This is a genomic window from Streptomyces sp. ML-6 (assembly GCF_030116705.1).
In the GTDB taxonomy this organism is placed as follows: domain Bacteria; phylum Actinomycetota; class Actinomycetes; order Streptomycetales; family Streptomycetaceae; genus Streptomyces.
Genome location: NZ_JAOTIK010000001.1, coordinates 1,237,126 through 1,253,242 on the forward strand (window position 1 = coordinate 1,237,126; position 16,117 = coordinate 1,253,242).

Below are 16,117 nucleotides of genomic sequence, written 5' to 3' on the forward strand. Positions count from 1 at the left end.
CCTAAGTAATCGGAGCAGGGAGAACCTCGTGGCAGAGCGACCGGCGCGGCAGGCACCCAAGGCGCAGGGGGCCCAGGTGCTGCGCACCGAGCAGATCACACCGCACATGGTGCGCGTGGTGTTCGGCGGCGAGGGTCTCGCCGACTTCGAGCTCGCCGGATGCACCGACCATTACGTCAAGATCTGCTTCGCCCCCGAGGGCGCCGACTACCCGCACCCCTTCGACATGGCCCGCATCCGCGAGGAGCAGCCGCGGGAGCTGTGGCCCACGACCCGCACGTACACGGTGCGGTCCTGGGACCCGGCCGCCCGCGAGCTGGCGATCGACTTCGTGGTCCACGGCGACGAGGGGCTCGCCGGCCCCTGGGCGGTGCGGGCCACTCCGGGCGAGCAGGTGACCTTCCTGGGCCCGGGCGGGGGCTACGCCCCGGACGCCTCGGCCGACTGGCACCTCCTGGTGGGCGACGAGAGCGCCCTGCCGGCCGTCGCGGCGGCGCTGGAGCAGATGCCCGCGGGTGCGGTGGTGCACGCCTTCGTCGAGGTGGCGGACGCCACGGAGGAGCAGAAGATCGTGACGCCCGAGGGCGTCGGGGTGACCTGGCTGCACCGCGGGGAGCGGCCGGTCGGCGAGGCGCTGGTCGCGGCCGTGCAGGAGCTGGAGTTCCCGGCGGGCGACGTCCAGGCGTTCGTCCACGGCGAGGCCGGTTTCGTGAAGGAGATCCGGCGCCACCTGCGCCTGGACCGCAAGATCCCGCTCTCCCGGCTGTCGATATCGGGCTACTGGCGGCTCGGCCAGAACGACGACGCCTGGCGCTCGGTCAAGCGCGAGTGGAACGAGCAGGTGGAGCGCGAGCAGGAGGGCGCCGCTTAGGCCCCTCCCCCGGGCCGGGACCGGGCAGGTCCCGGCCCCGTCACCCTCGTGCGCCCCGGCCCCGGCCGGGGCGCACGTGCATGGGGCCGCCGCCGGGACAAGCAGTCAGCCCTCGGCAGCCGCTCCCGTTCCCGCGCCACCTGCACCGTCCCTCGCACCGCCTGCATCACCCGCGTCACTCGCCCCCTCCGCATCGCCTGCACCGACGCCTTCACCGTCCGCGCCACCCCCGTTCTCGTACGCGCGCGCCGAGGCGTCCACGTGCGCGAGCCGCCGCAGCGCGCCGAACATCGCCTCCCCCAGCACCGTGCCCACGACCACGCTCTCCACCAGGTCCTCGCGCGCCGCCCGGCGCCCCACGTAGTCGAGGTCGGCCCGCGCGACCGGTTCGGCCGCCGCCGCATAGACGTCGAGCAGTTCGACGAATCCGCCGTGCCCGGCCCGTCGCAGCGCGACGATCACCTCGGCCAGGGACTCACCGGCCGGCCCCTCCGCGTCCGCCCGCCAACCGCGCCGTTCCACCAGTTCCGCCACCTCGTCGCGGGCCTCGTCCAGCTCGGGCCCGGGATCGTCGCCCGCCGGCTGGCCGAGGCGCTTCACCGTGCAGCCCAGCACCTTGTGCACCGGCCGCTCGGGGTCGTCGACCACCCGCAGCACCTCGCCGATGGCCGCCAGCGAGAGCCCGCCGACGTCCAGCAGGGCACGGATCAGCCGCAGCCTGCGCTCGTGCCCCTCGTCGTAACTGGCCTGGTTCGGGCTGGTCAACCGCCCGGCCGGCAGCAGCCCTTCCCGTACGTAGAACTTGATCGTCGGTACCGGGACCCCGGACCTGTGGCTCAACTCTCCGATGCGCACCGCGTGTTCACACCCTTCCGCGCTTGCCAACCCCCGGAGCCATCATAGATAGTTCCACTACCGGATAGCGGCGAGTGCCACTATCCATAATCCTTTGGGGGTCCCATGCCTTCCCGGTTCTCATCCGCCCCGCTCCTGCCCTCCTGGCGTTCCTGGCACCGGCCGTTGATGCTCTTCGCCGCGGCGATGACCGTCATGACGGTCGTCTCGGCCGTGGGGCTGGTGGCCGACGACCGGGTCCTCGCGGGCACGGCGATATGGTCCAAGCCGTTCAAGTTCGCGACCTCGTTCGTCGTGTACGCGCTCGCGCTCGCCTGGATGCTGACGCTGGTCACCCGCGGCCGACGGGTCGGCTGGTGGGCGGGCACGGTGGTCGCGGCGGCCTGTCTGGCCGAGATGGCGATCATCACCGGCCAGGTGATCCGCGGGAAGCGCAGCCACTTCAACCACGCCACCCCGTTCGACGAGGCGTTGTTCAACGCGATGGCCGTCACGGTCGTCGTCCTGTGGACCGGCACGCTGGTCATCGCGGTCCTGCTGCTGCGCACCCGCATGGCCGACCGCGCCGCCGCCTGGGCGATACGTTCGGGCGTGCTCCTCGCCCTGGTGGGCGCCGCGTTCGGTTTCCTGATGACACAGCCCACCCCCGAGCAGCGGGCGGCCGGAAACCTGGACACCGCCGACGTGATCGGCGCCCACGCCGTCGGCGTACCGGACGGCGGCCCGTCGATGCCGCTCACCGGCTGGTCCACCACCGGCGGCGACCTGCGCATACCGCACTTCGTCGGGATGCACGCGCTCCAGCTGCTGCCGCTCCTCCTGCTCGTCCTGATGTCCCTCGCCCCGCGTTTCGCGCGGCTGCGCGATCCGCGGGTCCGGCTGCGGCTGGTGCTGGTCGCCTCGGGGTCGTACGCGGCACTCGTCGCGCTCGTCACCTGGCAGGCGCTGCGCGGCCGGCCGCTGATCCACCCGGACGGCGCGACGCTCGGCGCCGCCGCCCTGCTCGTGGCGGCAACCGCCACCGGCGGCCTGCTCGCCCTGCGGACGCCCCGCGCGGACCGACGGCCGGGGCCGCGGTCCGGCCACGCCCCGGAGCACGGCCCCGGCTCGAACCCCGATCCCGACCCGAAGTCCGACCCCCACCCGAAGTCCGATCCCGCGGAAACGAAGGAGCTCGTGGCATGACCGGTGCGCTCTTCGAGATCTCGTTCCTCCTGGCGGCCCCCTTCTGGCTGCTCATGATCCTGGCGCCCGGCCTGCGCCTCACGGCCCGCGTCGCCGCCTCCCCGCTCACCGTGCTGCCGGTGCTGGCGGTCTACCTGATCATGGCGGTGCCCGTCCTCCCCGAACTCTGGGACGCGGTGCGCAGCCCCGACATCGACACCTTCCGCGACCTGACGGCCCTGGCGAACGGGGCCGGGGCGATCTGGGCCCAGGTGATCGCCTGGGATCTGCTGCTGGGCCAGTGGATGTTCCTGGAAGGGCGCCGGCTGGGGATCTCCCCGTGGGTGATGGGCCCGCTGCTGGTGCTGACGATCCTGCTGTCGCCGTTCGGCCTGCTGATCTTCCTGGTCCTGCGGGCGGTACGGGGGCCGAGCGCCCGTACCGGGAACGGAGCCCCTGACCGGGCCGCCGTCCGCACCCCGGCCGGATGAATACCCTGGCCGGATGAATCCTGTGAGCAGGACGGACCGGCACGACCGGGTGGCGGGCACCGTCGTCGGATCGGCGGTGGGCGACGCGCTCGGAGCACCGTTCGAGTTCGGCCCCGCCGGTGTGTACACGGCCCGCTTCCCGGACGGCGTGGGCACGATGTGCGGGGGCGGCGGCTGGGAGCCGGGCGAGGCCACGGACGACACCCAGATGGCTGTTCTGGTCGCGGAGTCCCTGCTGGAGCGCGGCGGGCTCGACCTCCCCGACATGTTCGACCGGTTCCGCCGGTGGGCGGCGGCCGGGCCCAAGGACATCGGACTGCAGACCGAGCAGGTCCTGACGGACGGTGCCCCCTGGGACCTCGCCGCCGCACTGCACTTCCAGGTCAACGGGCGAGCGGCGGGCAACGGTTCACTGATGCGGGCAGCCGGCTCCGCCGTGTACTTCGCGGCCCGGGGACGAGCGGCGACCATGGACGCGGCACGCCGGATCGCCGCGCTGACCCATGGCGACCGGGCCGCCTGGGAGGGCACCGCCGTGCTCCACGAGCTGATCCGGGTGGCGCTCGACGGGGGCGATCCGCTCGGGGCCGTCCCCGCCGCCCTGGACCTGGTGCACGAGGACCACCGCGAGCGCTGGGCCGTCGTCCTGGCGCCGGACTGGCACCCGGACGCGGCGACGGAGTTCAACGGCGCGGTGTGGCCCTGCCTGGGCACCGCGCTCTGGGCGCTGCGCACCACCCGCACGTACGAGGAGGCCCTGGCCGTCGCCGTCGATGCGGGCGGCGACACCGACACGGTCGCGGCGGTGACCGGCGGTCTGGCGGGCGCCGTGCACGGCTTCGGGGCGATCCCGTCCCGCTGGACGGAGCCCCTGCACGTACCGCTGCCGGGGTACGGGGGCCGGGTGCTGGGGACCGCCGACCTGGTGGCCCTGGCCCGACGACTGGATGGGGCCGCCCCGCGCGGTTCCCGCAGACATTCACCGGCCCCGAACCTACACATAAGGGACATATAAGGGCAGAATGACAGAGTAGGCCGCTCATCCACACGGCATGTGGGGGCGGTGCTGCACGAGGGAAGGAGACGAACCCCATGTCAAACATCTCGCACACCGGCCGTGACATGGCCAGTCACCCCGATGTCTCCGAAATGCGCGATCGCTATGCCCGCGTGCTCGGTGGCCGCGACGTGGCCCTGGTGGACGCGCCGGTGTTCCTCGTCGGCCTCTACTGCGCCATATCGCCGTCGGTGCTCCACTTCACGGCAAGTCAGTCCACGCTCGCGACGCACAACCTGATCATGGGTCTCGCGATCGCCGCCCTGGGGCTCGGGTTCACCGTCATGCCCGAGCGCATGTACGGCCTGAGCTGGGCCATCTGCGCCATGGGGGCCTGGATGATCATCTCGACGTGGATCGTCGGCAGCAGTCCCGACCTCGGCATCATCCTCAACAACGTCATCATCGGCGGCCTGACCGTGCTGCTGGGACTGGCCTGTGCGGGCGTGTCCATGAAGACAGGCAAACGCACCGCCTGAAACGGGATCCGCCCAAAAGCCGAAAGCCGAAATGGGAACCGGCCGGAGCGGCAACCGGCCGGAGCAGGGACCGTCGACCGGCCCGCGCGAAGCGGACCGGTCGACGGCCGTGCGGCCCCGGGGCCCACAGAACACCCCGGCCCGTCCGGCACTCCCCACCCGGCACCCGCGGAACGGGCCTCACGAAGCGAGCCCCATGAAACGAACCCCACGAAGCAAACCCCGCAAAACGAACCCCGCGGAAACGAACCCCCGGAAACGGGCCCCGCCCCGCGGGGAGACCTCACCCCACGGAGCTGTACGCCACGACCCCCCGCAGCACCGCGTCCACCGCCTTGTGCGCGCTGCGCGCCACGGAACTCCCCTCCCTCGGCGCCGCAGCCGCGATCTGCCCCAGCACGTCGATCACCTGCTTGCACCACCGCACGAAGTCCCCCGCCGGCATGTCCGCCTCGCCGAGCACTTCGTCCAGCGTCCGCCCCGAGGCCCACATGTAGACCGCCCAGGCGAACCCCAGGTCGGGCTCGCGCTGTCCGACCCCCTCCGCCTGGTTGATCTTGAATTCCTCCTCCAGGGCGTCGAGCCGGCCCCAGATCCGGACCATCTCGCCCAGCGCGGTCTTCGCCGGTCCCGACGGCAGCTTGGGTGCCACCGCGTCGTCGGCCTGCCGTGCCTCGAACACCAACGCCGACACGCACGCCGCGAGTTCGGCGGGGTTCAGGCCCTCCCACACCCCGGCCCGCAGGCATTCGCTCGCCAGCAGGTCCAGCTCGCCGTAGAGCCGCGCGAGGCGGCGCCCGTGCTCGGTGACCTCGTTGCCCCGGAGGTAGTCGAGCTCGGTGAGCAGCGCGACGATCCGGTCGAAGGTGCGGGCGATGGTGTTCGTCCGCCCCTCGATCCGCCGCTCCAACTGCCTCGTGTCGCGCTGCAGTCGGTGGTAGCGCTCGGCCCACCGCGCGTGGTCCTCGCGCTCGGCGCAGCCGTGGCAGGGGTGCGCCCGCAGCTCCGCCCGGTAGCGGGCGATCTCCCGGTCGTCGGCCGCCACGGACCGCCCCTTGCGGTGCCGCTCCGGCACGATGTGTCCGGCCTTGGCCCGCAGCGCGGAGGCCAGGTCCCGACGCGACTGCGGCGAACGCGGGTTGAACGACTTCGGCACCCGCATCCGCTCCAGCGCCTCCACCGGCACCGGGAAGTCGATCGAGGCGAGCCGCTTGACCTGCCGCTCGGCCGTCAGCACCAACGGCCTCGGCCCGTCGTGGTATTCGAGCCCGCGATGGCCGTGCCCGTTGGTGCGCCCGGCGGGCAGTCCCGGGTCGAGGACCAGGGCCAGCCCGGCGAACTTGCCGGTGGGCACGTGGATGATGTCACCGGGCTTGAGCTTCTCCAGCGACGCCGCCGCGGCCGCCCGCCGCTGCACCGCGCCCTGCTTGGCCAGTTCCGTCTCCCGGTCCTTGAGGTCGCGGCGCAGCCGCGCGTACTCCTCGAAGTCACCGAGGTGGCAGGTCATGCCCTCCCGGTAGCCCGCCAGCCCCTCCTCGTTCTTCTGGACCTGGCGGGAGATGCCGACCACCGACCGGTCCGCCTGGAACTGCGCGAAGGAGGTCTCCAGCAGCTCGCGCGAGCGGTGCCGCCCGAACTGCTGCACCAGGTTGACGGCCATGTTGTACGAGGGCCGGAAGCTGGAGCGCAACGGGTACGTGCGGGTGCCCGCCAGTCCGGCCAGCGCCCCCGGGTCCATGCCGCGCTGCCAGAGCACCACGGCGTGCCCCTCGACGTCGATGCCGCGGCGCCCGGCCCGCCCGGTCAGCTGGGTGTACTCGCCGGGGGTGATGTCGGCGTGCTGCTCACCGTTCCACTTGACGAGCTTCTCCAGCACCACCGAACGCGCGGGCATGTTGATGCCGAGGGCGAGGGTCTCCGTGGCGAAGACGGCCTTGACCAGCCCGCGCACGAAGAGTTCCTCGACGACTTCCTTGAACGTCGGCAGCATGCCCGCGTGGTGGGCGGCGATGCCCCGTTCCAGCCCTTCGAGCCACTCGTAGTAGCCCAGGACATGGAGGTCCTCGCCGGGGATGGACGCCGTCCGCTCCTCGACGATCTCGCGGACCAGCCGCCGCTTCTCCTCGTCGTTGAGCCGCAGTCCGGCGTGCAGGCACTGCTGCACGGCGGCCTCGCAGCCGGCCCGGCTGAAGATGAACGTGATGGCGGGGAGCAGCCCTTCGGCGTCCAGCCGGTCGATGACCTCGGGCCTGGCCGGGGTCCAGATCCGGCTGCGCTGGCGCCGCTCGCGCTCCCGGTCCGCCTCGCGCACCATCTTGCCGCGGCGGCGCTCGCGCGGGTTGTACCCCCGCTGGTTCTCCATCCGGGCCAGCCGGACGAGATCGGGATTGACCTCGCGGCGTCCGGTGCCCCGGCCGCCGTGGTCGGTCTCCTCCTCGAAGAGGTCGTACATCCGGCGGCCCGCCAGCACGTGCTGCCAGAGCGGCACGGGCCGGTGCTCGGAGACGATCACCTGGGTGTCACCACGGACGGTGTCCAGCCAGTCGCCGAACTCCTCGGCGTTGGACACCGTCGCCGACAGCGACACCAGGGTCACGGAGTCCGGGAGGTGAATGATCACTTCCTCCCAGACGGCGCCCCGGAAGCGGTCGGAGAGGTAGTGCACCTCGTCCATCACCACGTGGCCCAGGCCGCGCAGCGCCTGCGAGCCCGCGTACAGCATGTTCCGCAGCACCTCGGTGGTCATGACGACCACCGGGGCATCGGCGTTGACGCTGTTGTCCCCCGTCAGCAGACCGACCTTGTCCGGTCCGTACCGCTTGACCAGATCGGTGAACTTCTGGTTGGACAGGGCCTTGATGGGCGTGGTGTAGAAGCACTTCCGGCCCTGCGCGAGGGCGAGGTGCACGGCGAATTCACCGACGATCGTCTTGCCCGACCCCGTCGGGGCGGCGACGAGTACGCCCTTGCCGGCCTCCAGGGCCTCACAGGCCTCGATCTGGTAGGGGTCCAGATCGAATTCGTACAGCTCACGGAAGGGCGCGAGTGCGGTGGCCTGCTCGGCGGCACGGATCCGAGAAGCCTGGTATAGCTCAGCTGGTGAGAGGTCCTCTGTCATCGTGCTTTCGAGCCTACCCGCCACCTCTGACAGCAGGCGCGATCTTTAAATCCCTCCGGAGGGACCCGGCGCGAGCACCCGTACCGCGCCCGGCACGCAGTGCGCGGTGAGCGGCAGCGCCCCGAGCTGTTCACCGTCCGCGTACGCAGTGACACCCGCCGCGGCCAGCTCGATGGAGGAGACCCGGTGCACGGTGACCGCGGGGTGGTCGAGGTGCGTTCCCTTGTAGACGCGGGGGAAGACCTTGAGCAGGGTGGTGCGGCTGCAGTTCCCGACGACGGTCACGTCGAACAGCCCGTCGTCCAGGACGGCGTCCGCGCAGATCCGCATGCCCCCGCCGTACGTCGAGCCGTTGCCCACGGCGACGAGGGTGGCCTCGATCTCCCGCACGGGGCCGCCGTCCAGCGCGATCTCGTACGGGATGGGCCTGAATGCGGCGAGTTCGGCGAGGATCGCGAGGTCGTACTTGAACCGGCCGCCGACCCAGCGCATCCGGTTGCCGCGGTCGTTGACCCGGGAGTCGAAGCCGGAGGCGAGTACGGAACCGAACCACCGCCCGCCGACCCGGCCGAGGTCGATCTCGCGCGCGGCACCGCCCTTGAGCAGGTCGGCCGCCAGCCGCCCGGCGGCGGACGGGTCGCGTATCGGCGTCCCGAGCGCGCGCGCGAAGTCGTTCCCGGTGCCGACGGCGACGATCCCGAGCGGGGTCCGCGTTCCGGCGACGGCCTGCAGGGCGAGGGACATCATGCCGTCCCCGCCCACCGCGACCAGTGCGCCGGTCCCGGCCGCGACGGCCCCGCGGGCCCTTCGCAGGGCGTCGTCGGCGTCCTCGCCGAGAACCGTGCGCACGGAGAATCCGGCGTCCCGCAACGCGGAAGCGGCCGGCTGCGCGGCATGCGCGCCCCGGCCGCTTCCCGCGGTGGGATTGACGAAAAGGGTGATCTCGCTGGTCACCCGGGGACCTTACAAGGTCAGGTGATGTCGTCGTAACCGTTCAGCCGGTCCCGGTCCGAGTTCGCCTGCGAGGGCAGCGACCGGGGGGACGAGACCGGTTCGATCTCGCCGATGTCCTCGGGAGTGAGGTCCAGGGCCGAGGCCTCGTCGTCAGCCGGGCCCGCCGCCGCGATCCGCGCCTTGCGGCGGTCGTTGAGGAGGGCGATCGCCGTGGCCACGAAGTAGAGCGCCCAGATCGGTACGGCGAGCATCAGCATGCTCACCGGGTCCGTGCTGGGGGTGGCCAGCGCGGAGAAGAGCGTGATGCCCATGATCATGCCCCGCCACCAACCCAGCATCCGCTTGCCGGTGATGACCCCGCCCAGGTTCAGCATGACGAGCAGCAGGGGAAGTTCGAAGGAGAGACCGAAGACCACGACCATGCGTGTGATCAGGTCCAGCAGTTCGTCCAGCGGCAGCTGGTTGTCGAGGTCGGCCGGAGAGAACTCCAGCAGCACCCGGGACATCGTGGGCAGGGTGGTGTACGCGAAGAAACCACCCGCGAGAAAGAGCGGGAAGCCCGCGCCGACGAAGGCGAGGGAGTACTTCTTCTCGTGCTTGTGCAGCCCCGGCGCGACGAACGCCCACAGCTGGTAGAGCCAGAGCGGCGAGGACAGGGCGAGACCCGCCATCAAGGAGACCTTGAGGGCGAGGGTGAAGGGGGTGATCAGACCGTTCAGGACGATACGCGCACAGGTACCGTCCTCCTTCTGCGAGAGTTCGGCGAAGCTGGATTCACAACCGACCGCCTTCAGCACGGGGTCGGTGAAGACCTCGACGATCTCCTTGTAGAAGAACGCGGCAACGATCGTGACGACGACGATCCCGAGCAGCCCCTTGGCCAGCCGGTTACGCAGCTCACGCAGGTGCTCCACCAGGGGCATGCGGCCCTCTGGGTCCGTCTCCTGCTTGCGGGCAGACTTGAGCAACCCACGTCCTCATCTCGTGCAGCAGGCCCTCACGATCAGGGCGCCTGCGTCGGCCCGTTTCTTGTCAGCGCTTGGTCGAGTCGGTCGGCTCCCCGACCGGACGCGAGCTGGTCACGTCACCGGGGGCGGCCTTGATCGTGCGCTGGGCGGCCTGGTCCTGGGCCGCGTCGTTGGCGGCCGGCTCGGCCGGGGTCGCCGACGGTGCGCCCTCGGACTTCATCGCCTTGGCCTCGCTCTTGAGGATGCGGGCCGACTTGCCGAGCGAGCGAGCCATGTCAGGAAGCTTCTTCGCGCCGAACAGCAGAATGATGACGACGAGAATCAGGATGAACTCGGGAGCGCCAAGCTTTCCGAACATATGCGTGTACCTTCTCACCGAGGCAGCAGGGGCGGGCGGATCGAACCTCGGACCGGACGTCCGACCTTCGTACTGTCAGCGATCGTATCCCGCAGGAGTAAACGCAGGGCAATACCCGCGCATCCTTGCGGTTACGGCCCATGCCTCGCTCTCCGGGCCGCTTCAGCAGCGTACCCCTCCGGCCCGGGAAACTGGAGGCCACGCCTGCCCCGATCCATTCCCCCTGCTCACGAGCCGATCGGGGCCCCGAGGCGCACTGGGCGGGGGGTCCGTCAGCGCAGTGCCTCGCCGGTGGCAGCCAGGTCGGTCGCCGCCCTTTCGAGGTCCTCCGCGGCCCGGTTGATGCGCTGGGTGGTCAGCGTCACCTGGCGGCCGAGGCGCTGGGCCTCGACGAAGACCTTGACGGCCAGCACGCCGAGGACGGCGATGCCGAGAAATCCCAGGGCGATGGCGAGCATGGGCCAGAACATGCGCGGAGCCTCGATGTGTCTAGGGGGTGGAGCCTCGGGGCCGGTGCGGCGGGAGGCGTTCCGGTGACGGATGCGGTTCCGGTGACGGATGCGGGAGAGCGCGCCGGGGTCGTTCGAAACACGTCCTAGGGCCGGAGGCCGGTGTGGAGGCGCAGCGTCCGGACCCCGCCGCCGGTGAGGAGTTCGACTATCCGCTCCCCCGCGGGCTTGCGCACGGCCGTGCCGCACCGGGGGCAGGTGAAGGAGTAGAACGTCGTGCGGCGGCTGGCGCCGACGGCCAGGCGCAGGGCGCCCGCCGCCAGCTCGAACCGTTCGCGGCAGTCCGGGCAGGCGGCCCTGAACCGGACGGACTCGGGCACCACCACGGTCGGCACGTCCGACACCACGGACATTTGACTCATGTTTCCTCGGTATCCGCTCAGACCGGGCCGTCGTACGCGGCGAGCGCCGCCCGGGCCGCCTCCCGCGCGCTCCGCGCCAGCTCCGGCGGGGAGACGATGCGGCCCTCCCCGCCCAGCCGCAGCGCGAGCCTGCGCAGCGAGGCCGGATCGGGGGTGCGCAGGGTGATGCACAGCCCGCCGTCGGGCAGTTCCTGCGCGCTGTCGTGCGGGTAGTACTCGGCGACCCACCGTCCGCCGGGGCCCACCTCGACCACGACCTCGGGGTCCTCGGCCGCCGGGTGGACGAGCCCTTCGGACAGGTCCCGCAGTTCGAGCTCGGGCGGCGCGGCCGGTTCGTCGAGGAGTCGGATCTCGGCCACCCGGTCGAGCCGGAAGGTGCGCCGGTCCTCGGAGGACCGGCACCAGGCCTCCATGTACGTGTGGCCCACGGCGAACAGCCGGATCGGGTCCACCTCGCGCTCGGTGAGTTCGTCGCGGGCGGGCGAGTAGTAGCGCAGCCAGAGCCGGCGGCGCTCGGAGATCGCCCGGTCGACGTCGGCGAAGACACCGCCCTCCGACTCGAAGGTGACCGAGAGCCGGGAGCTCGCCGCGCCCGTCTCACCGGCCGCGGTCTCCAGCTTCGCGGTGGCCCGCAGCAGCGCCTGCCGGTCGCTCTCGCGCAGTCCGGGCAGGGTGGCCACGGCGCGGGCGGCCACCAGGAGCGCCGTCGCCTCGTCGGCGGCGAGCCGCAGCGGCGCGGCGACGTCGTCCGGGTTGTGCCACCAGATGCGCTCGCCGTCGGTGTCGATGTCCAGCAGGTCCCCGCCGCGGAAGCTCGTCCCGCACATGGGCAGCACGTCGAGGTCCGAGATCAGCTCGTCCTCGGTGATCCCGAAGGCGCGGGCCACGTCCTGGACGTGGGCGCCGGGACGCTCGCGCAGGTACGTCACCAGGGAGAGCATCCGGCGGGTCTGGTCGATCGCGTTCGTCGCCATGAGTACGCTCCTCCCTCTCAGTCCTCGGCCACGGCGCGCAGCCGCTCCACCACGTCGGCCCGCAGATCGGCGGGTTCCTCCACGACCACGTCCGGGCCGAACTCGACGAGCCAGGCGTCCAGGCCGTGTCCGTACGGAATCTCCAACTCGTCCCACCCGTTCCCGAGTTCCCGGACCGACACGGCGCGCGAGCGCAGCGGGTAGCCGGCTCCGGTGCGCAGCCTGATCAGCGCGGTCCTGGTGGCCGTCTCCCCCGCCCAGCTCTCGACGGTCTCGCGGACGGTCACCACGTCGGGCACCTCCCTGGTGAACGCCCCGGCCCGGGAGCGGACCCGGCCGGTGATCCGGGAAAGCCGGAACACCCGCTCGGCCCCGCGGTCGCGGTCCCAGCCGGCCAGGTACCAGTGGCCGCGCCAGCACTCCAGCGTCCACGGTTCGACGTGGCGCTGTTCGGAGCGGGCCGCGTTGCCCTTGCGGTAGTCGAAGACCACCGGGCGGCGGTCCCGGCAGGCCAGCATCAGCGGTTCGAAGGCGGCCTCGTGGACGGGGATGCGCGGTTCGAGGGCGCTGTGCACCTCGTACGTCTCCTCGGTCTCCGGCATGCCGGCGGCCCGCAGCTTCTGCAGCGCACCGCTGGCGGCGCCGGCCAGCCGGGCCTGCTGCCAGACCTTGGCGGCCAGTCCGAGCGCGGCGGCCTCCTCGGCGTCCAACGTGATCGGGGGCAGCCGGTTGCTGTCGCGGCGGGCGAGGTAGCCGATGTCGCCGTCCAGGTTCTCCACGGTCTCGATGACCAGACCGAGCTCGCGCAGATCGTCCTTGTCGCGCTCGAACATCCGGTTGAAGGCGTCGTCGGAGCCCGCTTCCAGGTAGGCCTCGATGGACCCGCGCAGCTCGCGCTTGCTGAGCGGGCGGCGGGTCCCCAGCAGGCACAGCGCCAGGTTCATCAGCCGCTCGGCCTTGGCAATCGCCATCGGCGCCCTTTCTGTTTCGCTCTACGACGGTCGACCGTACCGCTCCGCGCTGTCCGGGCAAAAGCGAGGGCCCGTGCCTGATGGCACGGGCCCTCGCATCGCACGGATGCGGATCAGACGGCGACCAGGTCGCAGACGAAGATCAGCGTCTCGCCGGGCGCGATGCGGCCGCCGCCGGCGCCGCGGTCGCCGTACGCGAGGTGCGCGGGGATGGTCAGCTGGCGACGGCCGCCGACCTTCATGCCCTGCACGCCCTGGTCCCAGCCGGCGATGACCTGACCGGCACCGAGCTGGAACTGCAGCGGGGCGCCGCGGTTCCAGGAGGCGTCGAACTCCTCACCGGTGGAGAAGGCCACACCGACGTAGTGCACGGAGACGGAGTCGCCCGCCTTGGCGACCGCGCCGTCGCCCTCCCAGATGTCCTTGATCTCCAGCTCGGCCGGCGGCTCGCCACCCGGGAAGTCGATCTCGGGCTTCTCGATGCTCACTGACTTGCTCCTCTTGATGATGAACTGGGCAACCGGGACAGTCTTACATCTTCGCCAGCAGGTCCACCGCGAAGACCAGCGTGGACTTGGCGGGGATGGTCTGCTGGGCCTTGTCGCCGAAGCCCTGGTCCGGCGGGATGACGAGCAGCACCCGGCTGCCGATCTTCTTGCCGACCAGCCCGTCCTTCAGGCCCTTCAGGGTGACCTGGGCGAGCGGGAAGGTCTGCGTCTTGCCCGCCGCGTAGGTGCTGTCGAAGGTCTTGCCGTCCTTCCACGTCAGTCCGACGTAGTTCACGACGACGCTGTCGGTGTCCTTCACGACCTCGCCCTCGGACTCCAGGACATAGGTGGAGACCAGCTTCTTCGGCGGGTCGCTCTTGGTCGGGATGGTGACCTTGGGCGCCTTGCCGTCCGTGTTGGTGCCGACCTTCGGGAGGTCGATGTCGTCCTGGGCGACCTCGGTGCCCTTGGCGGAGGCCGGGATCTGCGTCGCCTTCAGGACGTCGACGACGAAGACGAGCGTGGCGTTGGGCTTGATGTCGCTGCCCTGCCCCTGGGCGCCGTAACCGAGGTCCGGCGGGATGACCAGCTGGACCCGGCTGCCGACCTTCTGGCCGACGAGGCCCTTGTCCCAGCCCTGGATGACCATGCCGGCGCCGAGGGTCAGGTCGAACGGCTGCTTGCGGTCGAAACTGTTGTCGAACGGCTTGTCGGAGTCCCAGGACTGGCCGAGGTAATTGACCTGGATCGCGTCGCCGTTCTTGAGCGTGGCGCCGTCGCCCTCGCTGACGACTCTGGTCTTCAGCTCCTTGGGCGGGTTGCCCGTGCCCTTGGCCAGGGTGGGCTTCTCCCCGAACTTCGCACCTGCGGTGATCGCGGGGAAGCCGTCCTTCGACGGGGCGGAGGCGGAAACGGAATCGGAAGCGGAGCCCTTCTCGTCGCCGCAGCCCGCTGCCAGCAGCAACAGGGGTACGACGAGAAGGCCGGCAAGTCGGCGCACTGGTTCCTCAGATCTCAGACGGCACGATGGGTTGGGTCCCCGCCACTCTAGGGCGTACGCGGGGCCCCGTACGAGGAACGCACGGGGCCCTGCGTCGCGTCGTCGGCCGGGCTTCTCCCGCGCCGGGTCACATACCCGCGATCAGCTTCTCGACACGGTCGTCCACCGAACGGAACGGGTCCTTGCACAACACGGTGCGCTGCGCCTGGTCGTTGAGCTTGAGGTGCACCCAGTCGACGGTGAAGTCCCGCCGCTGTTCCTGCGCCCTGCGGATGAAGTCGCCGCGCAGCCGCGCCCTGGTCGTCTGCGGGGGCACGGACTTGCCCTCGAAGATCTTCAGGTCGTTGCAGACGCGGGCGGCCTGCCCCTTGCGTTCCAGCAGGTAGTACAGGCCGCGACGACGGTGGATGTCATGGTACGCGAGGTCTATCTGGGCGACCCGTGGGTGCGACATGGTCATGTTGTGCTTGGCCCGGTACCGCTCGATGAGCTTGTACTTCATCACCCAGTCGATCTCGGTCTCGATCCGGTCGAGGTCCTCGGCCTCGACCGCGTCGAGCGTACGGCCCCAGAGCTCCAGCACCCGGGCGACCGTCCCGGTGCGGATGCCGCGGCGGTCGACGAAGTCGACGGCCTTCTCGTAGTACTCGCGCTGCACCTCGATGGCCGACGCCTCGCGGCCGCTGGCCAGGCGCACCTTGCGCTGCCCGGTGGTGTCGTGGCTGACCTCGCGGATCGCCCGGATCGGGTTCTCCAGCGTCAGGTCCCGCATCACCGTGCCCGCTTCGATCATGCGGAGCACCAGGTCGGTCGCGCCGACCTTGAGCAGCATGGTCGTCTCGGACATGTTGGAGTCACCGACGATGACGTGGAGGCGGCGGTACCGCTCCGCGTCCGCGTGCGGTTCGTCACGTGTGTTGATGATCGGACGGGAACGCGTCGTCGCGGAACTGACGCCCTCCCAGATGTGCTCGGCACGCTGGCTGACGCAGTAGACGGCGCCCCGGGGGGTCTGCAGCACCTTGCCCGCGCCGCAGATCAGTTGCCTCGTGACGAGGAAGGGAATGAGGATGTCCGCGAGCCGGGAGAATTCACCGTGTCGTGCCACCAGGTAGTTCTCGTGGCAGCCGTAGGAATTCCCCGCGGAGTCGGTGTTGTTCTTGAAGAGATAGACGTCGCCCGCGATTCCCTCCTCGTGCAGGCGGCGTTCGGCGTCGACGAGCAGACCTTCGAGAATGCGCTCACCGGCCTTGTCGTGGGTGACCAGTTCGGTCAGGTTGTCGCATTCGGGGGTTGCATATTCCGGATGCGATCCCACGTCGAGGTAGAGGCGGGCGCCGTTCCGCAGAAAGACATTGCTGCTGCGGCCCCATGACACAACACGGCGGAAGAGGTAGCGCGCCACTTCGTCAGGGGACAGTCGGCGCTGTCCCCTGAACGTGCACGTGACGCCGTACTCGTTCTCCAGCCCGAAAATGCGGCGGTCCATGACTGAACA

General features: G+C 70.8%; 17 protein-coding genes. 5 read left to right on the forward strand and 12 right to left on the reverse strand.

The annotated features are described in order from the left end of the window. Window positions 1–28 precede the first annotated feature (28 nt). Window positions 29–871 (forward strand): siderophore-interacting protein, encoded by an 843-nt coding sequence (locus OCT49_RS05430; RefSeq protein WP_283850754.1) that lies wholly within the window; start codon window positions 29–31, stop codon window positions 869–871. A 105-nt stretch (window positions 872–976) separates the two neighbouring features. Here OCT49_RS05430 and OCT49_RS05435 read toward each other — a convergent pair whose 3' ends face one another. Further along, a complete protein-coding gene (locus OCT49_RS05435; RefSeq protein ID WP_283850755.1) occupies window positions 977–1,726 on the reverse strand; it encodes a MerR family transcriptional regulator in 750 nt (249 codons plus the stop codon). A 186-nt stretch (window positions 1,727–1,912) separates the two neighbouring features. Between OCT49_RS05435 and OCT49_RS05440 the strand changes: the two genes are divergently transcribed. The 4 genes from OCT49_RS05440 (at window position 1,913) to OCT49_RS05455 (ending at window position 4,917) form a co-directional block, all read left to right on the forward strand. Next, window positions 1,913–2,911 (forward strand): hypothetical protein, encoded by a 999-nt coding sequence (locus tag OCT49_RS05440; protein WP_283855675.1) that lies wholly within the window; start codon window positions 1,913–1,915, stop codon window positions 2,909–2,911. Beyond that, window positions 2,908–3,381 (forward strand): ABA4-like family protein, encoded by a 474-nt coding sequence (locus OCT49_RS05445; protein WP_283850756.1) that lies wholly within the window; start codon window positions 2,908–2,910, stop codon window positions 3,379–3,381. The genes OCT49_RS05440 and OCT49_RS05445 overlap by 4 nt, the downstream gene beginning before the upstream one ends. A gap of 13 nt (window positions 3,382–3,394) precedes the next feature. After that, window positions 3,395–4,396, forward strand: coding sequence for an ADP-ribosylglycohydrolase family protein (locus OCT49_RS05450; RefSeq protein WP_283850757.1), 1,002 nt, complete (start codon window positions 3,395–3,397; stop codon window positions 4,394–4,396). Between the two features lie 77 nt (window positions 4,397–4,473). Further along, entirely contained in the window at window positions 4,474–4,917 is a 444-nt protein-coding gene (locus OCT49_RS05455; protein WP_283850758.1) for an SPW repeat protein, read from the forward strand. 283 nt (window positions 4,918–5,200) lie between these two features. On the opposite strand, the gene OCT49_RS05460 is transcribed toward OCT49_RS05455, so the two are convergent. The 11 genes from OCT49_RS05460 to pafA all read right to left on the reverse strand — a co-directional run bounded on the left by OCT49_RS05460 (window position 5,201) and on the right by pafA (window position 16,108). Next, entirely contained in the window at window positions 5,201–8,035 is a 2,835-nt protein-coding gene (locus tag OCT49_RS05460) for a DEAD/DEAH box helicase (RefSeq protein WP_283850759.1), read from the reverse strand. 45 nt (window positions 8,036–8,080) lie between these two features. Next, complete coding sequence (locus tag OCT49_RS05465) at window positions 8,081–8,989, reverse strand: diacylglycerol kinase (protein ID WP_283850760.1); 909 nt, start codon at window positions 8,987–8,989, stop codon at window positions 8,081–8,083. 17 nt (window positions 8,990–9,006) lie between these two features. After that, a complete protein-coding gene (gene tatC / locus OCT49_RS05470; RefSeq protein WP_283850761.1) occupies window positions 9,007–9,957 on the reverse strand; it encodes a twin-arginine translocase subunit TatC in 951 nt (316 codons plus the stop codon). Between the two features lie 64 nt (window positions 9,958–10,021). Continuing rightward, entirely contained in the window at window positions 10,022–10,315 is a 294-nt protein-coding gene (gene tatA / locus OCT49_RS05475; protein ID WP_283850762.1) for a Sec-independent protein translocase subunit TatA, read from the reverse strand. Window positions 10,316–10,587: 272 nt separating this feature from the next. Further along, the gene (locus OCT49_RS05480; protein WP_148833624.1) at window positions 10,588–10,785 is read right to left on the reverse strand and encodes a hypothetical protein; all 198 of its coding nucleotides are present in this window, start codon (window positions 10,783–10,785) and stop codon (window positions 10,588–10,590) included. Between the two features lie 125 nt (window positions 10,786–10,910). Beyond that, entirely contained in the window at window positions 10,911–11,186 is a 276-nt protein-coding gene (locus tag OCT49_RS05485) for a hypothetical protein (protein WP_391726950.1), read from the reverse strand. Window positions 11,187–11,203: 17 nt separating this feature from the next. Beyond that, window positions 11,204–12,160: a helix-turn-helix transcriptional regulator gene (locus OCT49_RS05490; protein WP_283850763.1), complete on the reverse strand. Its 957-nt coding sequence runs from the start codon at window positions 12,158–12,160 to the stop codon at window positions 11,204–11,206. Window positions 12,161–12,177: 17 nt separating this feature from the next. Then, entirely contained in the window at window positions 12,178–13,131 is a 954-nt protein-coding gene (locus OCT49_RS05495; protein ID WP_283850764.1) for a helix-turn-helix transcriptional regulator, read from the reverse strand. A 113-nt stretch (window positions 13,132–13,244) separates the two neighbouring features. Continuing rightward, a complete protein-coding gene (locus tag OCT49_RS05500) occupies window positions 13,245–13,619 on the reverse strand; it encodes an FKBP-type peptidyl-prolyl cis-trans isomerase (RefSeq protein ID WP_283850765.1) in 375 nt (124 codons plus the stop codon). 43 nt (window positions 13,620–13,662) lie between these two features. After that, complete coding sequence (locus tag OCT49_RS05505; protein ID WP_283850766.1) at window positions 13,663–14,619, reverse strand: FKBP-type peptidyl-prolyl cis-trans isomerase; 957 nt, start codon at window positions 14,617–14,619, stop codon at window positions 13,663–13,665. A 127-nt stretch (window positions 14,620–14,746) separates the two neighbouring features. Beyond that, on the reverse strand, window positions 14,747–16,108 hold the full coding sequence (pafA, locus tag OCT49_RS05510; RefSeq protein WP_072484408.1) for a Pup--protein ligase: 1,362 nt from the start codon (window positions 16,106–16,108) through the stop codon (window positions 14,747–14,749). Between the last annotated feature and the right edge of the window lie 9 nt (window positions 16,109–16,117).